This window comes from Brevibacterium sp. Lmc1 (assembly GCF_057654315.1).
The window spans coordinates 2,389,508-2,413,075 of sequence record NZ_CM172803.1 but is presented as its reverse complement, the minus strand read 5'-3'; the positions used below and the strand labels follow the sequence as shown (position 1 = coordinate 2,413,075).

General features: G+C 61.9%; 21 protein-coding genes. 11 read left to right on the top strand and 10 right to left on the bottom strand.

What is annotated here, in order from left to right:
• Positions 1 to 52 precede the first annotated feature (52 nt).
• Together AC239G_RS10835 and AC239G_RS10830 are read right to left on the bottom strand one after the other, a co-directional pair.
• Positions 53 to 556, bottom strand: coding sequence for a helicase associated domain-containing protein (locus AC239G_RS10835; RefSeq protein ID WP_487488818.1), 504 nt, complete (start codon positions 554 to 556; stop codon positions 53 to 55).
• 181 nt (positions 557 to 737) lie between these two features.
• Positions 738 to 1,505: a hypothetical protein gene (locus AC239G_RS10830; protein WP_487488817.1), complete on the bottom strand. Its 768-nt coding sequence runs from the start codon at positions 1,503 to 1,505 to the stop codon at positions 738 to 740.
• A gap of 56 nt (positions 1,506 to 1,561) precedes the next feature.
• Between AC239G_RS10830 and AC239G_RS10825 the strand changes: the two genes are divergently transcribed.
• Both AC239G_RS10825 and AC239G_RS10820 read left to right on the top strand, forming a co-directional pair.
• Complete coding sequence (locus tag AC239G_RS10825) at positions 1,562 to 2,443, top strand: hypothetical protein (protein WP_487488816.1); 882 nt, start codon at positions 1,562 to 1,564, stop codon at positions 2,441 to 2,443.
• Positions 2,444 to 2,698: 255 nt separating this feature from the next.
• Positions 2,699 to 2,905: a hypothetical protein gene (locus AC239G_RS10820; RefSeq protein WP_487488815.1), complete on the top strand. Its 207-nt coding sequence runs from the start codon at positions 2,699 to 2,701 to the stop codon at positions 2,903 to 2,905.
• Between the two features lie 168 nt (positions 2,906 to 3,073).
• On the opposite strand, the gene AC239G_RS10815 is transcribed toward AC239G_RS10820, so the two are convergent.
• Positions 3,074 to 3,283, bottom strand: coding sequence for a hypothetical protein (locus tag AC239G_RS10815; protein WP_487488814.1), 210 nt, complete (start codon positions 3,281 to 3,283; stop codon positions 3,074 to 3,076).
• Between the two features lie 112 nt (positions 3,284 to 3,395).
• On the opposite strand from AC239G_RS10815, the gene AC239G_RS10810 reads away from it, so the two are divergent.
• The 4 genes from AC239G_RS10810 (at position 3,396) to dxs (ending at position 11,266) form a co-directional block, all read left to right on the top strand.
• Entirely contained in the window at positions 3,396 to 3,959 is a 564-nt protein-coding gene (locus AC239G_RS10810; protein ID WP_487488813.1) for a hypothetical protein, read from the top strand.
• A gap of 1,120 nt (positions 3,960 to 5,079) precedes the next feature.
• Entirely contained in the window at positions 5,080 to 6,105 is a 1,026-nt protein-coding gene (locus AC239G_RS10805) for an endonuclease/exonuclease/phosphatase family protein (protein WP_487488812.1), read from the top strand.
• 105 nt (positions 6,106 to 6,210) lie between these two features.
• Entirely contained in the window at positions 6,211 to 8,193 is a 1,983-nt protein-coding gene (locus tag AC239G_RS10800) for an SIR2 family protein (protein WP_487488811.1), read from the top strand.
• Positions 8,194 to 9,325: 1,132 nt separating this feature from the next.
• On the top strand, positions 9,326 to 11,266 hold the full coding sequence (gene dxs, locus AC239G_RS10795; RefSeq protein ID WP_487488810.1) for a 1-deoxy-D-xylulose-5-phosphate synthase: 1,941 nt from the start codon (positions 9,326 to 9,328) through the stop codon (positions 11,264 to 11,266).
• Between the two features lie 60 nt (positions 11,267 to 11,326).
• Here dxs and AC239G_RS10790 read toward each other — a convergent pair whose 3' ends face one another.
• Positions 11,327 to 12,499, bottom strand: coding sequence for an HRDC domain-containing protein (locus AC239G_RS10790; RefSeq protein ID WP_139469800.1), 1,173 nt, complete (start codon positions 12,497 to 12,499; stop codon positions 11,327 to 11,329).
• On the bottom strand, positions 12,496 to 13,110 hold the full coding sequence (locus AC239G_RS10785) for a DUF3000 domain-containing protein (protein WP_172169860.1): 615 nt from the start codon (positions 13,108 to 13,110) through the stop codon (positions 12,496 to 12,498). Before AC239G_RS10785 ends, AC239G_RS10790 begins: the two co-directional genes overlap by 4 nt.
• Before the next feature lie 168 nt (positions 13,111 to 13,278).
• On the opposite strand from AC239G_RS10785, the gene hemE reads away from it, so the two are divergent.
• Genes hemE through hemQ form a run of 3 tightly spaced genes read left to right on the top strand, consistent with a single transcriptional unit; the run spans position 13,279 to position 16,478 of the window.
• Positions 13,279 to 14,325, top strand: coding sequence for a uroporphyrinogen decarboxylase (gene hemE, locus AC239G_RS10780; RefSeq protein WP_487488809.1), 1,047 nt, complete (start codon positions 13,279 to 13,281; stop codon positions 14,323 to 14,325).
• Between the two features lie 4 nt (positions 14,326 to 14,329).
• A complete protein-coding gene (gene hemG / locus AC239G_RS10775) occupies positions 14,330 to 15,745 on the top strand; it encodes a protoporphyrinogen oxidase (RefSeq protein ID WP_139908181.1) in 1,416 nt (471 codons plus the stop codon).
• A gap of 22 nt (positions 15,746 to 15,767) precedes the next feature.
• The gene (gene hemQ, locus AC239G_RS10770; RefSeq protein ID WP_139908180.1) at positions 15,768 to 16,478 is read left to right on the top strand and encodes a hydrogen peroxide-dependent heme synthase; all 711 of its coding nucleotides are present in this window, start codon (positions 15,768 to 15,770) and stop codon (positions 16,476 to 16,478) included.
• Between the two features lie 144 nt (positions 16,479 to 16,622).
• Here the strand turns inward: hemQ and AC239G_RS10765 are convergent, their stop codons facing one another.
• Positions 16,623 to 16,964, bottom strand: coding sequence for a hypothetical protein (locus AC239G_RS10765; protein ID WP_487488808.1), 342 nt, complete (start codon positions 16,962 to 16,964; stop codon positions 16,623 to 16,625).
• A gap of 47 nt (positions 16,965 to 17,011) precedes the next feature.
• Between AC239G_RS10765 and AC239G_RS10760 the strand changes: the two genes are divergently transcribed.
• Positions 17,012 to 17,530, top strand: coding sequence for a MarR family winged helix-turn-helix transcriptional regulator (locus tag AC239G_RS10760; protein ID WP_248284072.1), 519 nt, complete (start codon positions 17,012 to 17,014; stop codon positions 17,528 to 17,530).
• A 4-nt stretch (positions 17,531 to 17,534) separates the two neighbouring features.
• Here the strand turns inward: AC239G_RS10760 and AC239G_RS10755 are convergent, their stop codons facing one another.
• On the bottom strand, positions 17,535 to 18,068 hold the full coding sequence (locus tag AC239G_RS10755) for a GNAT family N-acetyltransferase (protein WP_139469805.1): 534 nt from the start codon (positions 18,066 to 18,068) through the stop codon (positions 17,535 to 17,537).
• Between the two features lies 1 nt (position 18,069).
• On the bottom strand, positions 18,070 to 18,519 hold the full coding sequence (msrB, locus tag AC239G_RS10750) for a peptide-methionine (R)-S-oxide reductase MsrB (RefSeq protein WP_139469806.1): 450 nt from the start codon (positions 18,517 to 18,519) through the stop codon (positions 18,070 to 18,072).
• Positions 18,520 to 18,675: 156 nt separating this feature from the next.
• Between msrB and AC239G_RS10745 the strand changes: the two genes are divergently transcribed.
• Positions 18,676 to 19,875 carry an alpha/beta hydrolase family protein gene (locus tag AC239G_RS10745; protein ID WP_139469807.1) on the top strand — a complete coding sequence of 400 codons (1,200 nt, stop codon included), beginning with the start codon at positions 18,676 to 18,678 and terminating at the stop codon, positions 19,873 to 19,875.
• A 10-nt stretch (positions 19,876 to 19,885) separates the two neighbouring features.
• Here AC239G_RS10745 and AC239G_RS10740 read toward each other — a convergent pair whose 3' ends face one another.
• Together AC239G_RS10740 and AC239G_RS10735 are read right to left on the bottom strand one after the other, a co-directional pair.
• On the bottom strand, positions 19,886 to 22,591 hold the full coding sequence (locus AC239G_RS10740) for a penicillin acylase family protein (protein ID WP_487488807.1): 2,706 nt from the start codon (positions 22,589 to 22,591) through the stop codon (positions 19,886 to 19,888).
• A gap of 34 nt (positions 22,592 to 22,625) precedes the next feature.
• Entirely contained in the window at positions 22,626 to 23,504 is an 879-nt protein-coding gene (locus AC239G_RS10735; protein ID WP_139908175.1) for a DUF817 domain-containing protein, read from the bottom strand.
• Positions 23,505 to 23,568 lie beyond the last annotated feature (64 nt).

The following is a 23,568-nucleotide window of genomic DNA, read 5'->3' as shown; positions in this document are numbered from 1 at the left end:
GGCATCGCCATCGAGGAGGTGAGCGCAGAAGCGTGGAAATCTACCACCATCCCTAATACCTTCTCGTTGAGCCTGGATTTCTGCCCATACCCGGATTCCAATCAAGATTCATCGCCGCGGCCGCTCGCGCGACCGATAGAGGAAGCTTCCCCTGTCGATTGAGCGCCCGAATTCGTGAGATCCAGCGGCCCGCTCCCGGCCAGTCTTCGGTTCCGACGAGCTGCCCGACATTGATATGGCCGTGTGAGCGGTAGAACTTCTCGAGGAGCGACAGCTTGCGGAGCATCTCCGCTTCTCGACGTTCGGCTCCTGTCGGTGGCTTCGTCTTCGGTGCGCGATAGGGCGGAGAAAACCTCACTCCAATAGCCGTTGCCTCGTTGACCTGCTCGGTCGTCAGTTTGCCAGTTCGGTACTTGACCCGTAGCTGAGACACCCAGAGCCCGATCCGCCAACCGAGCCACTCTTCGCTGTTCTTTGGGTTCGCGTGACCATGAGTTCGTGCATAGGACGCTAACCGCAGGATGCCTCGTTCGAAGTTGACCCTTCCCCTTCCCATCTCATCATTATTGGCCAGAACTTGGTTAAAGGTACAGAGGTAGCCAAAGGTGGAGGGAGTCGGTGCCGGGTTAATAGTCGGCGGCGCGAAAGCTGTCCCCGGACCCGGCCCCGAAACCGTCGAACGCTGAAAAACTGGTGAAGACGCACGCCCACGGTGATGCGTCAACCCCGCTCGATGGCTAGCCCGATCCACGAGATTCCAACTGACGGTTCATATATTCCTGACTGAACTTATTCTCGACCACCCACATGACGGTTCCGTCGCACATAAACGACAGGCCGCGATTAATATCATTGCGAGAGTTCGGTAAAGGCGCGGATACTGTCGGCTCAGGAGTCTGCCTGCCAGGTAGAAGCAGCGACTTTTGACTAACCTGACCAACGAGATACTCGCCATTTTCATTCTTCAATGGACCAACAACAGCGTTTTTGCGGATCGCGTCCTTCTCGATTGGAATCTGGGGCCAACCGTTGTTGCTATAGAAGAAGTCGACATCAGTTGCCTTCATGAACCCAGGTGGCGGAATGAGCACACCCTGCCGGCCACGCTTCAACTTCCTCGGCGGAACGGCCGATGGACAGCTCTGTCCGAACATGTCCCAAGTGAATCTGAAGCGAAGCACCCAGCGAACTCCTTTGAACCTCTCGACCCCGCCGATCTTGCAGGGGAAGAAGCCATCCGGGGCGTCAATGAAGGCAGTTTCGTGGGGACGGTCATTGGAGTCACGAAACATGATGACGGGGCCGCTGGGGTGTCTGGAGTCTTTGCCGTGAAGGCTGAACTTGTGAGGAAACAGCTTCCCATCCTTCTGGGCAATATAGAAGCTGGTCTTGTCTGCCCAGACCTTCCAGGTATAACTGTAGGTATTGCTCTTCCTGTCGCCCACGAGGAACTCAATGGCCTTGGGCGGATCCTTAAGCATGGAGCTCTTCAGAAGCCGTGACATCTCAGCATCCTATCCCGTGAAACTACTTTTGCATCGTCTGCATGTATCCTCGTGACATGGCGAGAACATGGTGGGTGAACCAAAGCAAGCGAGGTGGCCCAGCGATCAACGAAATCGTATGGGCTCCAACAGCAAAACGTGACGGCAAAACAATCCCACAGCACTGGAAAAACATGGCGCTAGTACGTGCTGGCGACACAATTTTCCACTACACGGCACAGTATGTAGTCGGGATCAGCACGGCGACTGGGCGAGGCCGACCAACACCGAAACCCTACGTCGATCGGCCCGACGAAGACTGGGTCGAAGAGGGTCTGCAGATCCCACTCGAATACCGGCCGCTAAGCGAGCCGATTGCAAAGAACGACATTCCATTAGAAGTGCGGCTTGAAGCAAAAACTCCCCTCGGGCCCTTCGATAAAAACGGTGACGTGTCCCAGGGTTATCTATTTCGCGTGAGTCCAGATCTGTTCGACGCATTGCTTGAAATAGCCGGCATCGCGTCCAAGTCGGTCGAGGATCTCATTGAGGAAGAGCTCGCTGTGGAGGGCCCGACCGACGTGGAACGGGTGACATATGGACGAGCCGAACAGCGTGCACTCCGCAAACTCCTCCTCCGAGGTCGGGATCAGGCCGAATGTGGACTTTGTGGGCAGCTAACCGACGCCAAATACCTTGTCGCTGCCCACATCAAACCCCGACGCGACTGCACCGAGGAAGAACGACGCGACCCGAACGTTGCGATGCTCGCCTGCCTTATGGGTTGTGATGCTGCATTCGAGAACGGGGACCTGCGAGTATTCGGCAACGGGACGATGTCCGTGACGCCGGAACTCAGAACCGGACGCCCAGAATGGGCCGCAAGATTCCAAGGCGCACGCGCTGCTATCTACAGTGACTCAAACGCGGGATACTTCGCTGCACGAAGAGGCAACTAGGATCCTGAGCGGTTGCCGGAGATCAGGGTCGAGCGTTCCACTCTCCAGATCGGCGTTCAATCGTGAACCGTTGCCCGCGCGATCGACCAAACTGATGCGGGCCTGAACTCGTCGCTTGGGCTTCGCGACAGTCTCCTCGTTCACCCGCGTGATCTATAGACCATGATGGCCCGACGGACATGCAATCTTTCGACTGTAGATGAAGTATCATCTGAATGACAAACGTTGAGGGTCAAGAAATAGTGGGAGCTCCGGATGAGTACAACAATCGGTGGTGGATTTGCGATATTCATCGTGGTCGCAATGGTGCTGGCCGTGCTGATCGGCGCGATACTTGTCATTGGCGGCATCATCGGTGGCATCACCTCGCTCCGAGCCGGGCTGAAGTCGGATGATGTGACAGTCCACGAAGTAGTGACTGTGACAGAGGAGCAAGGCGCACCTAACTCCCGCGAAAAATAAGACTTAGCCCTTACTGGATCGAAGGGGTAGTCTGGAGTATGGAACGAGCTCCCACCGGTAGGTGCGTGCGTTCATCTGACCTGCCATCGTTCGAGTGCGAACCGTTCCATTTGCAGCCGTCCGCCCTGATCAGCAACGGCAGGGGTGCAACGGCATGCCGGCATGGTCCTAAAACTTCTCCCAACGGAACCAGATTAGAAACAACGCCTGGGTAGCAACAACGACCCCGCCAATCATCACCATCACGTGCACGATATGGAAGTTGTCGGGCGTGGACGCCATGAACGCGGCATCATCGACCATGTAGTAGATGCCGAAGACAATTGCAAGGGCAACAATTGAACCAGCAATACGTGCAACCAAGGCGTTTGAACTCATTCTCGAATGGTAATCACCCACGCCTTCGGATCTCTCTCAATTGAATCTTGCAGTTTGATAACAAAGCCCGTAGTAATCAAACAGCAATGTGGCACCTGGATACTCTTCAGGAATGAAGAAAATAACTACCGCTATCGCTGTCGTAGCGGCACTCTCCCTCGTCGGTTGTGGCGAATCGAATGCGCAACCTTCATCCGGTCAGCAATCACAGGCAAAGACAACTCAAACAACACAAGCAGCGGGCAGTAACGATGGTTTTGGCGTCTACAGCGCCGAAACACCCGAAGGCACCGTTTACACACTCGACCTCAGCAAGCCGTACTCTGACGAGCTCACGGACAAGACGGACAAAGCGACCTTTGAAGCGCTTGAGATCCCTAAGGAAGAGCAGGACGGATGGCAATGGTTTGAGCTCACAATCGACAACGCTAACGGCTCAGAGCCGAGCAGCAACAGCATGACGGACATCGCGTTGGTGACGGAATCAGAAGAGCAAATGTATCTGACCACTGCGATCAGCGAGGTGTTCGGCGATGTGACAAGCGACTACGAAACCGAACTCGTCGAACAGGACCGGATCGATGAATCGAACGTCTACACGGAGGTGTATAACGAATGGCTGGACACTGAGATGCCTGACGTGAAGCCTGGCGCGAAAGCTTCGCAGCCGGCATGACTGATGGGCAGCCCCAAGAAAATCAAATCCGTGTGGTTAGGCGATATGGAGATGGAGGTAAAGAACTAGCACACGTGCTGTCGAGGCCCTCATCGGTCTCATGAGGGCCTCCTTGCGTCCCTAGCAACTCTCCCGTGGCCGGTCACAAGCTAGGGGGCGTGATGGTCAGAGACCTCAACGCAAGCGACCTCGGCATAACAGTCTTCATGCCGACCCTCGCCGCCCTCGGCCGATGCCGGAGCGGCACAGTCCACTCCATCACTCGTCGACCCGACGTCATTCATATCGCGCAGGATCACAAGGAATCGACGCAAGTACATCGAGAAATATGGAGTCGAGTTCTTTCCCGGGAAGTACAGAAAATTGAAACACACCTGAATCGCCGAAAGGATCTGGCCCAGCATATTCAGTCTGTCCTCCGGCTCAGACTCATGCATCGACTGACATTTTTAGGTCACTCCATCGGACTGAAGCCCTCGATATGCTTGTGGCAAGGTGCAACAACGTTAACCTCCCGCGCAGCAACGTCTAACAGGCGCAGGCGTCGGGTGACACGACCTTTGAGTTAGGTCAGGGAGTAGCGCCCCTGATCCGTGCGCCGCGAACGGCAGTTCAGCGCACGAGCAGCAATGCAGCCTCTGGGAGTAGCGACTCGGGAGACCGCCCCGGTGGAGCCCGATCTGAGACGGACATGGAGGGATCCACGCATTGCTGGAGAAGGAATCATGAAGAACTCAGCTCGCGCGGCGCTCTCGTCGATCGAGTCTGCCGAGAACCTCGGACTTTCCGTCGCTACCCTCAGGACGTGGCGGTGCCGCGGGATCGCCGTTTCAGGGCCATTGCCTAAAGTCCATAATGAAGACAATCGCAGTCAGAATTACTCCTTCTATGCGAGTATTTGCGGTGCTCAGAGTCGGAAGAGCTCAGCAGCACCGTGGACGTAAGTCGGAGTGACGTCGGTTGTCGGCTCGGTTCTTAGGAGGTTCCAGAAATCGAGCTCGCTTTAGACGATGACCGCGTGCACTTGGTCGTTCCCCTCGGGCCGATATGTATATTCATGCGGATGCTCGGTCCGCCCGTCGTAGTCGCTGGCGACTAGGCCGAAACGATACTGACAACAATGGCGGAGACGTCGCGAACTGTTTCGCCGATGTTGATCCAGAGGTTGGTCGGGTGTTCACTTCGCGCCATCACGATTGTGTGCATGGTGACAAGCGGTACATGGAATCTCGAAAACCTATTCCGGCCAGGAGAGACCTCCGGACTCAAGAGCTCTCAGGAGTACGAGAGCAAGCTTGAGTCATTGGCCGCGACGATCACAGATCTCGCTCCGGATGTCCTCGTTGTCCAGGAAGTCGGAGACCCGTCAGCACTCGATGATCTTGCGGGACAGCTCAAGGGCACATGGCGCACGGCATTAGCCGAGCCCGACGCCCGCGGCATCCGTGTCGGGTTTCTATCCACATCGGCGCTGACCAAGGTCGAAGAATTCTCGGACTTCCCCGAAGGACTGTCGCCCGTGCAGGTTAATGACAAGGGCGGAACGATTGAGCAGATGGGTCGCCCTGCGATTAAAGCCCGAATTCGCAAAGACGGCACAACGATCGACATCGTCTCAGTTCATCTCAAATCGAAGTTGCTGTCATACCCCGGCGGTCGATTCTCGCCCCGGGATGAAGGAGAACGTGCCAGGTACTCCATTTATGCTCTCCATAGACGAGCAGCAGAGGCATCCGCAGTCCGCGCCGGAACGGTCGAGTTGCTCGGTGGTGACGGACGCGAGAACAGAGTTATCGTTGCCGGCGATCTCAATGACGAACCCCAGGCCGCCACGACGCAGATTCTGCTTGGACCTGGTGGCTCGGAGCTCGGCACGACCGGCTTCGATCGGGCCGACAAGGGCGATGCCGATCGAATGTGGAACTTAGATCGGCTGATCCCAGAGGAGGAGCGGTTCACTCGCATCTACCGTGGACAGCGCGAGCTCATCGATCACATCATGGTCAGTCATGCGCTGACTGGTGCGGTGGAGACAGTGACCACTGGTGGGGCTAACATTTCGTCTGTTACTGACTCTCCCGGTCGGCGCAACGCGGCTGAGGCGTCGGACCATCGTCCCGTCGTCGCGACTTTCAACCTCAACTGAGCCACTTAACCGTCGCGAGCTACCCGATTTCGTCGAGTCAAGTAGGTTTCCAAAGTTACGAATGACTGACCCGTAGATGTCAGATGCACTATGTATGGTTGCGGCATGACTGACCATGCAACTGCCGAGAGTGACCTACTGACGCTATCTTTCTCTTTACATGCCAATCCGGGAGCTTACGCTCTACTGCTGGGCGCAGGCGTGTCCGCGCCCAGTGGTATTCCTACCGCGTGGGGAGTGCTTGAGGACCTTGTGAGTCGTGCCGCTGAGCTCAGTGCCGAATCGACGTCCGACCCTATTGTTTGGTACCTGGATAAATACGGTGAACCCCCGACCTACGAGGGAGTTCTGGAACGGATTGCTCCAACACAGATCGAGAGACAACGCATACTACGCGGATATTTCGAGCAGAGTTCTGATGACATCGAGTCTGGCAACAAGATTCCCACTGCAGCTCATCACGCTATCGCCAGGCTCGTGCGATCTGGCACTGTGAAGGTGATAGTCACCTTGAACTTCGATCACTTAATCGAGAATGCGATACGTGCTGAAGGCATCGAACCCACGGTGATTGCTACTCCCGCCGATATCGACGGGATGGCCCCATTGCACACCATGGACTGTTGCGTCGTCCATCTTCACGGTGACTATCTCAATCCGACAAGCATGCTCAACACTGTCGCAGAGCTTGGTTCGTATCATCCCAGTACTGACCGTCTACTTGCGCGAATCTTGGAAGACTATGGTCTGGTCATCGCTGGATGGTCAGCCAAATATGATCCAGTGCTCCGAGCGTCGATTGCATCGAACTATCCACGTAGATTCTCATTGACCTGGTTCGAGCCTGGCAGACCGTCTGAAGAAGCCACAACGCTTCGGACCCTTAAGCAAGGTATTCATATTTCCCAGGACGCCAATACCGGTTTTGGACTACTGGCTGACAGCGTAACCGCACTCGATGTTCGCCGTGCCCGGCACCCGCTGACGATTCCCGTCGCGGTCGAGACAGCGAAGAAAGAGCTGTCCGGTCGCGCCGTTGCGATTCGAGTGCACGATTCACTTCGGCGGGAACTCGACGCTTTGCATCGTCTGCCTGAGTTCCACCTTGCTGATTACCATGCCGATCACGACTACGAAGCTATGCTTGTACGTGTCGAGGAGGCGACTAAGCTGTCGGCCGCCCTGCTAGCCACTCTCACTTATTGGGGCAACGAAACTACGGACCGCTGGTGGCTCGACGAGTTGCCTCGCTTCTCAAACCCGGTCGAAGGTGCTGGCAAAACGAAGTTACTCTCCCTAAAGCAAATTTCGGGCAACATTATGTTTCATAGCGTCGGTTTGGCCGCAGTCGCATCACAACGATTCGACCTGGTCGACTGTCTTTTCGCGTTGAAACGTCCCCGCCTGTACACCGGCAACTACGAACCCCTCGCAAGCGGACTGGACACCACTAGTGGATACGAACAAGCAACAAATATTCACACGCGGGTGTTTGACCTCTTAGCGCCCTTAGTCGCTGACGCGTTGTCGCTGGGCGATGAGTCGCTCGACGAGGCCTGGCAACTCTTTGAAACTCTTCGTCTTGTGTGGATAGTTCTTCGCCGTCCCGGCTTTGCCGATCTGCGAGCAGAATACTCAAGCAAGAACGAAGCTTTTGAGGTTGCGATTGCCGAGTTTGAAAGAGCTGAAAGTCATATCGGCTCAGACGCGTCTGAAGAGCGTGTAGCCCGTGCCGATGCATGGCAGGAACGTGATCGAGTACTCGGCCAAATTAGTCGACTGGTGCAAATCGGCCGTCCACATATCCTCACGGTAGACAACCGCGGTGAAGAGCGTTATCGAAGTGTTGTAGCAGACCGCCTTTTGCACGATCTCACCACTGAACGTGACTCTCATCCGCTGCTCACTTGTGGATTCTTCAGCAATTCCTCTGACGCAATTGAGGCGTTGGAAGCAGTCAGCACCGCGCTAGGTAGGGTTGGTCGGGAACTATCTTGGGACCGCGTTCGTGGCTCGTTTGGCGAGATCCCAATGCAGATGTGGCTTGATACCGGGCAAATGCCGAAAGAACGTGACAGGCGGGATTGATTCACTGGACCCGCCGAGGAGATATCGACATCGAGTTTGTCGTTGTGTGGCCCAAATTTTACGCACCCCCCCCAATCGATTGTTCGCCCCGGCTGATAGGGGAATGTTGCACATAATTGTTGATTAATGCTCCGGGGATACTTGTGCGGCCAGGGCATCGCTACCTCTATTGAAGGTCGAATGGTGGAGTCGGCATGGACTAGTTGAGGTCGAGGACGATCCTTTTTGGTCCAAGTTGTCCGTCAGCTGAGGCGGGAGTCGTCGACGATTTCAGGTGGATTGGTCTGTTGTCGGCATTGGTTACGAAGGACACTTGTCATTCGGCTCGTGCTGGCGAATGCGAGTGAACCGCCGGTTTCTGTATAACTGTCGCTACCGTAGGACGTCGACGTAGGTGCTTCACCAACTGAGCGGAAGCGATATTTGAACGACTGATAAGCCCCTGACCTGCAATTTTGTCAAACAGGCATTCCAATTTCGGCAAGCTTGGTCATCGAAGCATGTCTCAGTACGTTCTGCGTCAGCTCGCAGAAGCCTGATCGTCAGACGTGCTGAGACGCCGTGAGTCTCCGACTCGCGGTAGTCGGTTCGGGCTGAGGCGCTGAACCGGGACACTTCGAAGGCCGGTGGGATTCTTCCCACCGGCCTTCGTCGTGCCCGGACGCGTGTGACGATGCCGTTGATCGAGCATCCCTCACCGTTCGTGCCACGTCCTCCATGCAGTTCGGCATCCGTCACCGTTCGTGACAGATCGCCTCGTTGCAGCGGTGCGCTGTGCGGCGAAGGGTGAGGGACGGTCGCTGTCGTGCGGGATTGCCAGGGAGCGTGAGCGCGTCCGCGGGAATCCGTGCGCTGGTGGTCGGCCGCCTCGGCGTGAGTGGGAGTGGGCGCGAATGCGACCATCACTCATCGGCAGTCGCTCAACACCGTGCTGCAACGGGGTGGTGTGCCACGAACGGTGAGGGGTGCGTTCGCAATGGTGTGAATTGCCGGCGCCGAGGCGGTGCGACGGGAAGGCTGAGGGGTACTTTAGCGCGGAGATATGCCGCGAAAGGTGAGGGACGCATCGGTGAGCGATAGGATGGGGCGGATGGAATCTGTCCGCCAACGATGTCGTCAGAACTGAGGCCGCATGACCTTTCTCGAATCCCTCGGCTCGCCTGCCGATCTGCGTCGACTCGACGCATCGGAATGCGACGTGCTGGCCAAAGAGATCCGCGACTACCTCATCATGACCGTGTCCGGCACAGGCGGACATCTGGGCCCCAACCTCGGCGTCGTCGAACTGACGATGGGCCTCCACCGCATCTTCGACTCGCCGCGCGACACGATCATCTTCGACGTCGGCCACCAGACGTATGTGCACAAACTGCTCACCGGCCGCCGCGAGGAGTTCTCCACCCTGCGGCAGCGCGACGGCCTCTCCGGCTACCCGAACAGGTCCGAGAGCGCCCACGACGTCGTCGAGAACTCGCATGCGTCGGCCTCCCTGTCCTGGGCCGACGGCATCGCCAAGGCCCGCCAGCTCACCGGTGAGCGAGATCGCCACGTCGTCGCCGTCATCGGCGACGGAGCCCTGACCGGGGGAATGGCGTGGGAAGCGCTCAACACCATCGCCGCCGACACCTCCACCCCGCCGAGGCGGCTGGTCATCGTCGTCAATGACAACGGCCGCTCCTACGCCCCGACCGTCGGCGGATTCGCCGCCCACCTCGACGAACTGCGCACCACCTCGAGCTACGAGAGGCTGCTCAGCTGGGGCAAGGAGACGCTCCGCCAATCCGGCCGACCCGGCCGCGCCGCCTACAGCGCCATCCACGGCGTCAAACGCGGACTCAAAGACATGGTCAGCCCACCCGAGACCGGAATGTTCGACGAACTCGGCATCAAATACTTGGGCCCTGTCGACGGACACGACCTGCCCTCGGTCGACAAGGCCCTCCAACTGGCCAAACAGTTCGACGGCGGCCCCATCATCGTCCACATGATCACGCAGAAAGGGCACGGATTCGACCCGGCCGTCAACGACGACGCCGACCAGTTCCACTCCGTCGGCGTCATCGACCCCGTCACCGGGAGATCGACACCGTCGAAATCGACGTCATGGACCTCCGTGTTCGGCACCGAGATCTGCGCACTCGCCGAGGAACGCGAAGACATCGTCGCCATCACCGCCGCCATGCTCCTGCCCGTGGGGCTGGCGAAATTCGCCGAGGAGTTCCCCGACCGCGTCTTCGACGTCGGCATCGCCGAACAGCATGCGGTCGCCTCGGCGGCGGGCCTGTCCTACGGCGGACTCCACCCCGTCGTGTGCATCTACTCCACGTTCCTCTCCCGTGCTTTCGACCAAGTCCTCATGGACGTCGCCCTCCACCGGCAGGGTGTGACCTTCGTCCTCGACCGTGCCGGCATCACCGGCCCCGACGGAGCCAGCCACCACGGAATCTGGGACATCGCGATGCTGCGCGTCGTCCCCGGACTGCGCCTCGCCGCACCCCGCGACGCCGCACGGCTGACCGAAGAGCTGCGCGAAGCCGTCACCGTCTCGGACGCCCCGACCGTGGTGAGATTTCCCCGCGGCAGCGTCGGAGCGGATATCCCGGCGCTGAGGAGGCTCGACGACGGCGTCGACATCCTCCGGGAATCGTCCGCAGAGGCCACCGCCGATGTGCTCGTCGTCTCCGTCGGACCGTTCGCCAGGTTGGCCGGGCAAGTCGCTGACGTGCTGGAAGGTCGCGGGATCACCTCCACAATCGTCGATCCCCGCTGGGTGCTGCCTGTACCCGAATCCGTCGTCGCTCTCGCCGCCGAGCACAGTCTCGCCGCGGTCATCGAAGACGGAGTGAAGATCGGCGGTGTGGGTTCACAGGTCCGCTCCGACCTGCGCGAAGCCGATTCGCGGATCGGGGTGCTCGAACTCGGCGTGCCCGATGAGTTCCTGCCGCAGGGGACACGTGAAGAGATCCTCGCCGAAGTGGGCCTCGACGTCGACACGATCGTGTCCGAAATCCTCAAGGCCCTGCCCGCCGAGGTGGCCGACCGTGCCGCTCAGAGTTCCCGCCGCGCGGTGTGAGTCCATGCCCTCAGAGGCGACGGAGGCCCGACGCTCGAACCGCAGGACTTGAGCGTGAGTTCAGGCCTGGGGGAGTCCGGCCAGGGTCTTCTTCAGCGCGGGGGCACTGAGCTCGATCTGCCAGGGTCGGGCTCCCGCCTCGCCGAGGTAGCCCTCGACGTCGACGCTCGACTCCGCGGCCAGGGACTTCACGATTGCCGGCTGGAGGAGTACATCGTGGGGGATCGTCAGCTCTTCGGAGAGCTCCGACATCGCGGCCTTGAGCGCCGCCACCCGCTCTTTGAGCTCCGCCGGGTTGAATGCGCTGCGTTTCGACCGTCCGCGCTCGGACCGTCCCGGCAGCTCTTCGGCCCCCAAACGGGAGGCCTTGCGGTAGGCACGGAAGAGTCGGGCCGCCTCGGCGCGGGAGAGTCTGCGCCACTGAGCCAAGATATCGTCGCTGGACTTCACACCGGATTGGGCGAGGGCGACGAGCTCACGATCTCGCAGGATCTTCGTGGGAGCCAGATCGGCCTCACGGGCCATGGAGTCACGGGCCTGCCAGAGCTCACGGACTCGTGCGATGTCGCGGCGGGACCTGATCTTCGACAGTCCATGCGTGCGTCGCCACGGCTCATCGAAGTGCTTCGGCGTGAAATCGAGCAGGTGCGTGAACTCCTGCTGCGCAAACTCCCACCGGTCCGAGTCGAGAAGCTGCTGGTGGAGGATGTCGCGGATCGGCAGGAGCACTTCGACGTCGAGGGCGGCATAGTTCAGCCACTCCTTCGGCAGCGGACGCGTCGACCAATCGGCGGCCGAATGCTCCTTCGCCAGACGCACCCCGAGGGTGCGTTCGGCGACCGCGGCCAGACCGAACTTCTCCCATCCGAGCAGCCTGGCGGCCAGCTCGGTGTCGAACAGAGCCGCCGGGCGCATTCCGCGCTCCTGCAGGCACGGCAGATCCTGCGTTACCGAATGGATGACCCACTCATCAGTTCCGAGAGCCGGATTGAGGGCGCTGAGATCACCGAGCGACTCGGAATCGAGGAGGAAGGTGCCCGCACCCTCCCGGCGCAGCTGAACGAGGAAGGCGCGCTGTCCGTATCTGATGCCGGACGCGCGTTCGGCGTCGACAGCGATCGGACCGTTGGCCGCGGCCAGACTGGCAATCGAGGAGGAGAGGTCCTCCGGGGTATCGACGACGTCGGGGATGCCGTTCGCGGGTGTTTCCAAAAGCGGTAGTTCAGATGTCATCGACGGCGCCCGGGCAGGGCTGTGACTCCTTCAGGAAGTGGTGGCAGTCCGGCGACTGTGCTGAGCAGATCGATCCAGGCCTCGAAGTGATTGCCGATCAGATCCGGCTCGTCAATCACGGGTGTCCACGAGGCGCGCAGCTCCAAGTCTATCGTGGCCGGGCGATCGGCCAAGGTGCCGAAGCTCTCGGACAGCACCCGAGTGGTCGTCCCGCCGGCGGCGAGCACCTGGCAGTCGTTGGCATCGAGGGCATCTTCGAGCCAGCTCCATGCCACATGCCCGAGCATCGTCTCATTGCCGAGTTCGTGTTCGAGTTCGGCGCGGATATAGGAGACGACCCGGAAGGAGCCTTCCCACTCCTCCGGGGCGGCGGGATCGAAGAGGACGACGATACGGCCGGTGGCGAGTTCGTCGATGGTCTCGCCGCTGGCCCGCAGGAACGTCTCATCGGCGCTGACCTCGGCGCCGAGAGCATAGGAGTACGGGGCCAGCTTGGCCGGGGCCGGAATCTCGGAAATCGACACGTTGTTCGTGCTGCGCGCCTGACGCAGCACCGACGTCACGGCGGAGAACTCCGCCGGAATGCGATTGAGAGGTGAGGTGTTGACCACAGTTGCCACGATAGAGCAGCCGCGGGGACAGAGGAATCATCCACGCCGAGGCGGCCGCGGACAATCCGTCGGACCGTGTCCTCGGCCGAATGCTGAGACGGCAAGACGGCCCGTCTTGAAACCGCCGGCGAGTGGGCATGAGCGATCGAAGAATGGGAAGATGGCCCCATGACATCACCCCTGTTGGCTGCCCTGCGTTCGGAGCCGGTTTCACACACTCCCGTCTGGTTCATGCGGCAGGCCGGCCGCTCCCTGCCTGAGTACCGTAAGCTGCGCGAAGGCACTCAGATGCTCGATGCCTGCCGCGACCCCGAGATGGTCTCCGAGATCACCCTCCAGCCGGTCCGCCGCCACGGCGTCGACGCGGCCATCTTCTTCTCCGATATCGTCGTCCCGCTGCAGGCCGCCGGAGTCGATGTAGAGATCGTTCCCGGCGTCGGCCCGGTCATCGCCTCCCCGGTGCGCTCCCGCGCAGATATCGACGCCCTGCCTGATCTCGACGCCGCCGATATCCCCGACATCACCGAATCGATCCAGCGGGTGACCGCCGAACTCGGCGAAGCCACCCCACTCATCGGCTTCGCCGGTGCTCCGTTCACCCTGGCCAGCTACCTCATCGAAGGTGGGCCGAGTAAGAACCACGAGAAGACGAAGTCGCTCATGGTCTCCGACCCAGAGGCGTTCTCGGCCCTGCTGAGCAAACTCGCGACGATATCGGCGACATTCATCGACGTGCAGCTGAACGCCGGCGCCAAGGCCTTCCAGCTCTTCGACTCCTGGGCCGGCTACCTCGCTCGGGAGGACTACGAGAACCACGTCCTCGAACACTCCACCGCAGTCTTCGACGCACTGTCCGGACACGATGTGCCCAGCATCCATTTCGGCGTGCAGACCGGTGAGCTGCTCGGCTCCATGGCACAGGCCGGATCGACGACCGTCGGCGTCGACTTCCGCGTCGACCTGGCTGATGCCGCCACTCGCGTCAATCCCGGTCAGGCACTCCAGGGCAACCTGGACCCGGCCCTGCTCTTCGCTCCGTGGGAAGCGCTGTCCGCCCGCGTCGAGGCGATCGTGCGCAAGGGACTCGAACTCGACCGCGGATTCGTCTTCAACCTCGGCCACGGCGTCCTGCCCGACACCGACCCCGAAGTGCCCGGACGCGTCGTCGACCTCGTCCACCGCGTCTCGGCCGAGATCCTCGGCGGCCGCGGCTGATCGAATGACTCGGATCACCGTCGTCGGAGGAGGGATCTCCGGCCTCGTCGCCGCCTATCGCCTCTCCGCCGAGCACCAAGTCACAGTGCTGGAATCAGGCGACCGCCTCGGCGGCTGCCTGAGGTCGACCACCCTTGATGGCGCCGTGCCGGTGGGCATCGACTCGGGAGCCGAAGCGAGCCTCAACCGGCGTCCGGAGACCAAGAGCCTAGCCGCCGAACTCGGCCTCGACTCGGTGTTCCCCTCGACCCGGCACAGCTCGCAGGTGCTCAGCAGGGGAGACCTGCACGCGATTCCCAAACGGACGATCATGGGGGTGCCCGCCGAAGCGGCAGAGGTCGAATCCCTCATCGGCGCCGAGGCGGCCGCTCGCTTGGCGGCCGAACGGATCACCCCGCCGATCGAAGGTGATGACGTCTCGCTGGGGGACTTCCTGTCCGCGCGCCTCGGCGGCGCCATCGTCGACGAACTCGTCGATCCGCTGCTCGGCGGTGTCTACGCCGGTCGCTGCCGGGACCTGTCCCTGGCCGAAACGGTGCCCGCGCTGCTGCCTGCCGCAGTCGAAGGCACCTCGGTGCTCGACCTCGTCGCACAGCTCCTCGCCGCCCGCGACGCCCAGACCGCGTCGGCACGGAACCCGGAACCGGTGTTCATGAGCTTCGAAGGCGGAATCAACCGCCTCATCCCCGCCCTGCACGAGGCGATCGTGCGGGGCGGCGGGACGGTCCGCCTCGGTGCCGGTGTCACCGGGATCGACCGGGACGGCGAGAGATGGATCGTCCGCGGCGAGGGGGACGACATCGAATCCGATGGACTCGTCCTCGCCACGCCCGCGCATGTGACTGCCGGACTCCTGACGTCGGTGGCCCCGGAATCGGCGAGCCGCCTCGGCGAGATTCCCTACGCCTCCACCGCCTTGGTCGCCGCCCTCGTCGACCTCGGGGGAGTCGAGCTGCAGGGTTCGGGGTTCCTCGTCCCCGCGACCGAGGGCACGTTCATCAAGGCCTCGACATTCGTGTCGAACAAATGGCCGTGGACGGCCGACCATATCCCCGCGGGGGCGGCCCTGGTGCGGATGAGCATCGGACGCTTCGGCGACGGACCCGAGGCCTGGAGCAGGTTCTCCGATGAGGAGATCGTCGAACGAGCCTTCGCCGATTGGCAGACGATCACCTCCCGTCCTGAATCGCAGCTGCTGGGCTCGGAGGTCCAGCGCTGGAACTCGGCACTGCCGCAGTACCTGCCCGGCCACGCCGGAGGCATCGCCGCCATCGACGCAGAGATCGCGTCGCTGCCCGGCCTCGAACTCGCCGGATCCGCCTATGGGGGAGTCGGCATACCCGCCTGCATCGCCCGCGCGGACGCCGCGGCCCAGAGACTGAACCGACCCGCAGACGACCACCGTGACACTTCAGAATGAAGAGAAGAGAGAAGGAGCAGATATGAGCGAATACACTCAGCCCACCGACGCCCAGATCGAAGAAGCGAACGAGCAGACGCGGTATATCGCCTACTCCGTCTTCGCCTCTGCCGGAGAGCTCGGCGATGCCGACCGTAAGGAACTCGCCGATGAGCTGCATGCGGCTCTCGAGCCCCTGAAGGAACGCGGTCTGATCGTGCGCGGAATCTACGACGTCTCCGCCCTGCGCGCCGATGCCGACGTCATGTTCTGGTACCACGCCCCCGAAATCGAGGTCGTCCAGGCCGCGTACTCGGCGATCCGCCGCAGCCTGATCGGTGGAGTGCTCGAACCCGTTTGGTCCGTCGTCGGAATCCACCGCCCGGCGGAGTTCAACAAGGCGCACCTGCCCGCTCTGCTGACCGATCCCGAGCCCGGCGATTACATCTGCGTGTACCCGTTCGTGCGGTCCTACGACTGGTACCTCCTCGACCCCGCCGAACGGGCGAAGATGCTGCGCGACCACGGTATGGCCGCCGCCGGGTACAAGGACATCAAGGCGAACACGATCGCCTCCTTCGCCCTCGGCGACTACGAATGGCTGCTGGCCTTCGAGGCCGCCGAGCTCCACCGCATCGTCGACCTGATGCGGGATCTGCGCAACACCGAGGCGCGCCTGCATGTGCGCGAAGAGGTTCCGTTCTACACCGGACCGCGTCGCGAACTCGTCGACATCATCTCCGACTGGCGCTGACCGAACGTCATAGACCCGGCCGGGACTGAGGCAGAGAGCAGGTCGCCCGGCCGGGTCCGAGACAGCGAGAACGAGACGGCGAGAAAGGGCCGCCGCACCGATACGGTGCGGCGGCCCTGCGCATGGTCGGGGAGTGACCGGCGGCTACCTGCTGCCCTTCTTCACCACATAGGAATGGCCGTTGGCGTCGGTGCGCATCTCCAGCCCCATGGCATCGAGCTGCTGGTGCCGCAGCGTCTCGTCCTCGAAGTATCCGCCCGGGCGAGTGTTGTCGACCTGCGCCGGCCCGACGATCTTGCGGAAGAAGTTGTTGAGCCAGCCCACTCCGCGCTGGGACTCCGGATACTGGTTCTTCTTCCGTGCCGAATTCTTCTGCTTCTTGTCCTGTTTCCGGTTCGAACCATCGGGGGAAGGCTGCGAGGCGGACGACATAGCGAGGATCCTATCGACGAGGTGCCGTTTGGGCGAGGACTGGGCAGGTTTCACCTTTAGTGTACACTAACCATTAGTGCACTAAGTAATCTTCGAAGAGTATGCACGTCCTGATTGCCGACGCGGAGGATCGACGACACACGATGCTGGAATCCGAGGGTTCGACGGAGCCGCTGGACAACCCGCTGGCGCTGGAAAGTCAGATCTGCTTCGCTCTGGCGGTGGCGTCCCGCGGGGTGATCGGCGCGTATCGCTCCGTGCTCGAACCCATCAGTCTGACGCATCCGCAGTATCTGGTCATGCTTGCACTGTGGCAGCACGAGAAGCTGCCGATGCGCGAGATCGCTCGCTTGCTGCGACTCGAACCCGCCACTGTGTCCCCGTTGGTCAAACGCCTCGAAGCGCTGGACTATGTGACGAAGACGCGCAGCGACAGCGACGAGCGGATCGTCGAGGTCACCCTCACCGACACCGGCCGTGAGCTGCGCAATACCGCCGAGGCGATTCCCGGGACGATGATGGCCAAGCTCGGCATGGACGTCGACGGAGTCCGCGAACTGCATGCGGTGATGCAGAAGATCATCGCCTCCGTCGACGCCGCCGCCGAGGCCGAGGGCTGATCGTTCAGCCTGCCGGGCGCTCCATAGGGGTGTGCTCGATCCCGTCCTCGTCGAAGCGCGGGCCGTTCGGGGCGAAGCCGAGGGACGAGTACAGTCCTTCGAGGTGAGACTGGGCATTGAGCGTCAGCGGGGCAGCCGACCAGGCGTGAACGATGTCGCTGAGCAACCGGCGGCCCCACCCCTGACCGCGGGCGTCGGGGTGGGTGGCGACGCGACTGATGCTGCGTGCTCCCGGCCTGGCCGCTGGTCCGTCGGGTACAGCCGCCGGCAGCAGACGGGCATAGGCCCATGGCGAGAGATCGCGTCCGTGCTCGGCGCCGTGAGTGTCCGACATCGCCGTGGCCGGTCGAGGGTAGAAGAAGTGCAGGGTCTCCGGCAGTGAGTCCACCCCATCGGGGTCGAGGAACACGCACTCCTGTTCGACGACGAAGACCCGGGAGCGCAGCTGCAGTATTCCGTAGAGCTCTGCGGGCCGGAGCTCGTCGAAGGTCTTCACGGCGAGCTCGGTCGCCTCGGTGCTCTGAGTGTCCGTCGCCACCTCAGCTGTCCGCAGCGTCGGTGTTGAGCTTCAACGAGATCGAGTTGATGCAGTAGCGCTGGTCAGTGGGAGTGCCGTAGCCCTCGCCCGAGAAGACATGGCCCATATGCGAGTCGCAGTTCGCGCAGCGGACCTCGACGCGTTCCATGCCCATCGAGGTGTCGCGGATGTAGCGGACCCGGTCCTCGGCCAGAGGCGCATAGAATGACGGCCATCCGCAGTGCGAGGCGAACTTCGTATCGGAGGGGAACAGGTCGGCTCCGCAGGCCCGACACTGGTACATCCCGGCAGCCGTCTCATCGTTGTACTCACCGGTGAAAGGACGTTCGGTCGCGCCCTGGCGCAGCACCGCGAACTCCTCGGGAGTGAGCACGTCCTGCCAACGGATCTCCTCAGCCGCGGCCCCCTCGTTCCTCGAAGTTCCAGCGTTGATATCTGATGACTGAGTCATCGTGACCTCCGGTCTCTGTCAGTGACGGTGATTGCGGCGAGGAGGAGAAGATCTCCGCCCCTGGTGAGCGCAACAGCGAGTGACACTCGCTCATTCCGCACAACAGCGTTTGGTGCCTGAACATTCCGTAGGCAACAATGAACACAGGAGGTTTTCATGGTCCGCGACACGAAGTTCCCCGCCCGCCTGCTCGCCGCCGGAATCGGCGTCGGCGCCGGACTCGGTGCCCTGATCTCTGTGGCGTCGTCGGGTCTGGCCGCCTACTTCGCCCGTAAGATCATCGTTCCGGAGAACGCCCCGGAAGAACTCGACATCCTGCACATCGACGGTTTTCCGCCGAATATGCGCATTCAGCTTCCCGCTGATGAGGAGACCACCGTGCCCGGCACCTATGGTCTCTACTTCAACCAGGGTTCGGGACATGCCGTCGTCGGCGACATCGTCGAATACGATCCGCGCTCGCGCACCGTCTCCCGAGAGATCCTGTCCGTCACCCGCGGCGATATCCGACGGGCCTGGCGGGGACGGTGGACCGGGGTCGTCTATCCTGATCCGATCGCTGCCGGAGTTAATTTCGACGACATCGAGATCCGCTCCGACGCCGGGGACCTGCCCGCGTGGTTGCTGCCGACCGACCATCCGGAACCCCACGACACCTGGGCGATCCTCATCCACGGTCGTGCCAGCACCCGCGCCGAGGGACTGCGCGCCGCTCCCGTGCTCAACACCCTCGGGGTGCCCTCGATCGCGATGTCCTACCGCAATGACGCCGAGGTGCGGGTGGAGACCACATCTCGCTACGGGCTCGGCGACACCGAATGGATCGACGTCGACGCCGCCATCGACTTCGCGGTCGAACACGGAGCGAAGAACGTCGTGCTCTTCGGCTGGTCGATGGGCGGAGCCATCGCCCTGCAGGCGGCCTCCCGCGGACGCAACCGCAGGTTCGTCACCTCGCTGGTCCTCGACGGACCCGTCGTCGACTGGGTGAACGTGCTCGACGGTCAGGCGAAGAAGAACCTGCTGCCGACACCGATCGCCAAACTCACGCTCGAGATGATCACGCAGCCATGGGCACGGCCGATCACCGGGCTCGAGACCCCGCTCGATCTCGATCGCATGGATTGGGTGACCCGTGCAGCCGAACTCGATGTGCCGGTTCTGCTCATCCACTCCGATGACGACGAATTCGTTCCCTCCGGCCCCTCCCATGCGCTGGCAGGTGTCAGACGGGATCTGGTCACGATGCCCTCATACGGCAAGGCCCATCACACGAAGGAATGGAACATCGACCCGGTGCGCTGGGAAGACGATGTCGCGAACTTCCTCGAAGCGAAGATCCTGCCCAAGGACTGAAAGCCCGTCCTCACGGCTCGAGAGTGAGTGTGTCCTCTGCCGCCGCAGCCACGGCTTCCTTCGAGTACGGCCATGGTCGATTGACATTGGCGGCCCAATCATTCGTCTGATCGTCGTAATGCGGGTGGAAGGCATGCCCCGACGCACCTGTGAGGTTGATCCAGTTCGAGGCGTCGAAGTTCGACAGATCGACCGTCTGGCGCATCGACGGCACCCAGTTCGTCTCGTAGCCGACCGAGGCATCCCACCCGGTGGCATGGACGACGCCCGAACCGCCGGAGACTTCATAGGGGCCGCGGTTGAACAGCTTCTCCACCGGTGTGATCCCGGATTCGCCGAGGCTGGCGTTGCGGATCGTCAGGCGGTGCAGGATTCCCCACCGCCACGTCACGGGCTCCGGTCCCAGCAGGTCCTCCGTCTCCGCCCACGCCGTCTTCATGGCCTTGCGCAGAGCCTCGTCCCGACCTTCGACGCCCTTGCTCGACCACCACTGGGAATCCGGGTCTTCGAGCAGTTCCGAGAGCACGAGGTACCACCGTGAACCGCCGGCGGGGGACACCCCGTCGGGAAGCTTCGAGCTGATGTTCTGCTCGAGCAGCGTCTTCGTGAGCACATTGAAGTAGGCGGCGCCTGCGCTGTTCGCGGAGTCGAAGCCGTTCCAGCTCTTCAGCAGCTTCTTCGCCTCGAGGATGTCCTCGTCACCATGGGAGTGGATCTTCACCGCTTCGGGTACGAGCTTCGCGGCGAACGGATTCTGGTCGTCGTTCTGGATCTCGGCCATGTCCATCGGCCGCAGCTTCCGGCCCTCGTCGACCGCGTCCTTGATGCGTTTCGTGATGCGGCGGGCACGATCTCCGTAGTCGAAGTCCTCACCCAGCTGCACTGTCTCACCGGGGGCGGCGACCGGGTTGTTCGCGGTGACGATCCATCCGCGTTCGGGGTTGTACAGGTGTGGGAGATCCTCGAAATCGACCCAGCCCTGCCAATCCTCGTCGGATTTCCACCCGCGTCGGGGCACGGTGCCGTCGGCCTTGCCTCGGCGTGGGATCATTCCGGGGGCCTGATAGCCGATGTTCCCGGCGACATCGGCGTAGACGAGGTTCTGGGAGGGCACGTCGAACAGGGACGCCGCGTGCCGGAACTCCTGCCAATTCGTGGCCTTGTTGATGGCGAACACCGCCGAGGCGGTCGTACCCGGACGCAGAGCCGTCCAATCGAGGGCGAGACCGTAGTGCTCCTCGGCCGGTCCCGACTTAGGGTCCTGCGAATCCGCCCCGGTCGTCGCATCGAGTGCTTTGCGATACGTGCCGTCGAGCTTCGACACGAGTGGGCCGTTGCGGGTGGAGCGGACGGTGATCTCGCGTGGGTCCTCGCCCGCGACCTCGATCGTCTCCTTGCGCACCTGCAGCGGTTCGTCTCCGTCGTCGTGGATGACCTTCCCGTCGCGGATCTTCTCCACGACGAGGTCGGTGACATCTGCGCCGAGGTTCGTCAGTCCCCAGGCGATCGACTGGTTGTGGCCGATGACGACTCCCGGCAGTCCGGAGAAGGAGAAACCGGTGACGTCGAAGGGGCAGGCATCGGTGACCTTCTTGCATCGCAGTCCCACCTGGTACCAGACCGAGGGCATCGCCGGGGCGAGGTGCGGGTCATTGGACAGCAGCGGTCGACCGGTGTTCGTGTGGTCCCCGGAGATCACCCACGAGTTCGAGCCGATATCGTCGCTGTTCTGTCCCAGCATCGGCGGCAGCGATGTGAGCGTATTCCGCAGTTCGAGGAGATCATCGGTGGGGACGGCCGCCTCGGTGTCGGTGTTCCCTGTTCGGGGTGCCTCGGTGACGGTGCCTCCGGCATGTGCCTCATCGTCCTCCCGTGCACGGTCGTCGACTCGCGGCTTCTGCTCGACGTCGTCGCCGCTGCGGTCCTTCGGTGCCTTGTCGCCGGCTCTGCCGCCGAGGATCGTCGGACGCGTGGCATATGGGTAATCCGGATAGAGGTCGCCCATCTGCTCGTCGGTGAGCTCCGAGCCGAGGATCGACCGGTCGATCTCGTCTTCGAGGTTCGATCGCAGATCCCATGCCATGGCCTTGAGCCAGGCGAGGCTGTCGACCGGGGTCCATTTCTCGACCTCGGTGCTGCCGGTCTCGAGGCCGAGGACGGCGTATTCGAGGGACAGCTCGGTGGGGGATTTGTCCTTGAGGTAGGCGTTGACGCCGTCCGCGTAGGCCTCGTAGTAGCCCAGACTCGTCTTGTCGAGCTTCTTCACCTCCTGCTCGGCGACCTTCCGCCAGCCGAGCGTGCGGATGAAGGTGTCGGTGCCCAGCTGGGATTTGCCGAAGAGTTCGGAGAGTCGTCCCGAGGTGACGTGTCGGCGGAAGTCCATCTCCCAGAACCGGTCCTGAGCGTGGACGAACCCCTGAGCCAGGAACAGGTCGTGGGCGGTTTCGGCCTCGATGGTGGGAACACCCGATTCGTCACGGTGGACGGTGACCGGCGCGTCGAGCCCCGGCAGCGAGATCTCGCCGTCGGTGGTCGGGAAGGAGCGACGGACGAGGAACAGTCCGACGAGGGCGAGGATGAGGGCGAGGACGAGGACTCCGGCGATGACGCGCAGCAGCACACGAGCACTGACCGACAGGTTGGAACCGCTGGTTGGGCGGAGCACCTTGAGCAATGCGCTCGATTCCTTCTCATTCTGCGCATCGGGTGCCGCCATGAGTCTCCTTCTGCCGTCCTGGAAGTTTCGGTTCTCAGCAAGTATAGGTGTCAGGAGGCTCGGGTCTGTGGACCTCAGGCGGCCTGGGTCTGTGGACGAAGGTCACGAGGACGACGGAGATCATCATGAGCAGGAACCAGGCCACCAGCTTCGTCAGCGGCACCAGGTGCCAGCCGTCGTCCTGACTCGGATACAGCCAGGCACCGGCCGCGGTCCCGATGTTCTCGGCCACCCAGATGAAGAAGGCGACGAGGAGGAAGGCCAGCAGCACGGGCATCGTCAGTGTCCTGCGATGGATATGGAAGTGCATGCGGCAGCGGAAGAAGACGATGACGGTGGCCAGGACGAGAAGCAGTCGGAGGTCGACGATGAAGTGGTGGGTGAAGAAGTTGAGGTAGATGGCGGCGGCGATGATCACGGTCAGCCACCTCGGCGGGTAATGGCTGAACCGCAAGTCGAAGAGACGGTACACGCGGACGATATAGGAGCCGACGGCGGCGTACATGAACCCGGTGAACAGCGGTACTGCGCCGATGTGGAGGACCCCGCCGGGGGCGTAGTTCCATGAACCCACGGCGGTCTTGAAGATCTCCATTCCGGTGCCGACGATGTGGAAGACGATGATGACGATGAGCTCGCGACCGGTCTCGAGGCGAGCGACGAGCATGCCGATCTGGATGAGTACGGCGAGGATGACGAGGAAGTCGTTGCGGGCGATGGCCGCATCATCGGGGTAGAGCCAAGCGGTGAGGATGATCGCTAAGAGCATGAGAGCACCGAAGAGACACGCCCACGCCTGTTTGATTCCGAAGGCGAGGAACTCCCGCATCCCGGCGGGGACGCGGGGGAGAACGCGGTCGGCGAAGGCGTCGAGGACTGCCTCGAGTCGAGTGAGTTCGCGGCGATCAGCCATATGGGTCCTTCGACGACGGGGACGCGGGGAATGTGGAGTGCCAGCGTATCGCGCGAGTGGGCCG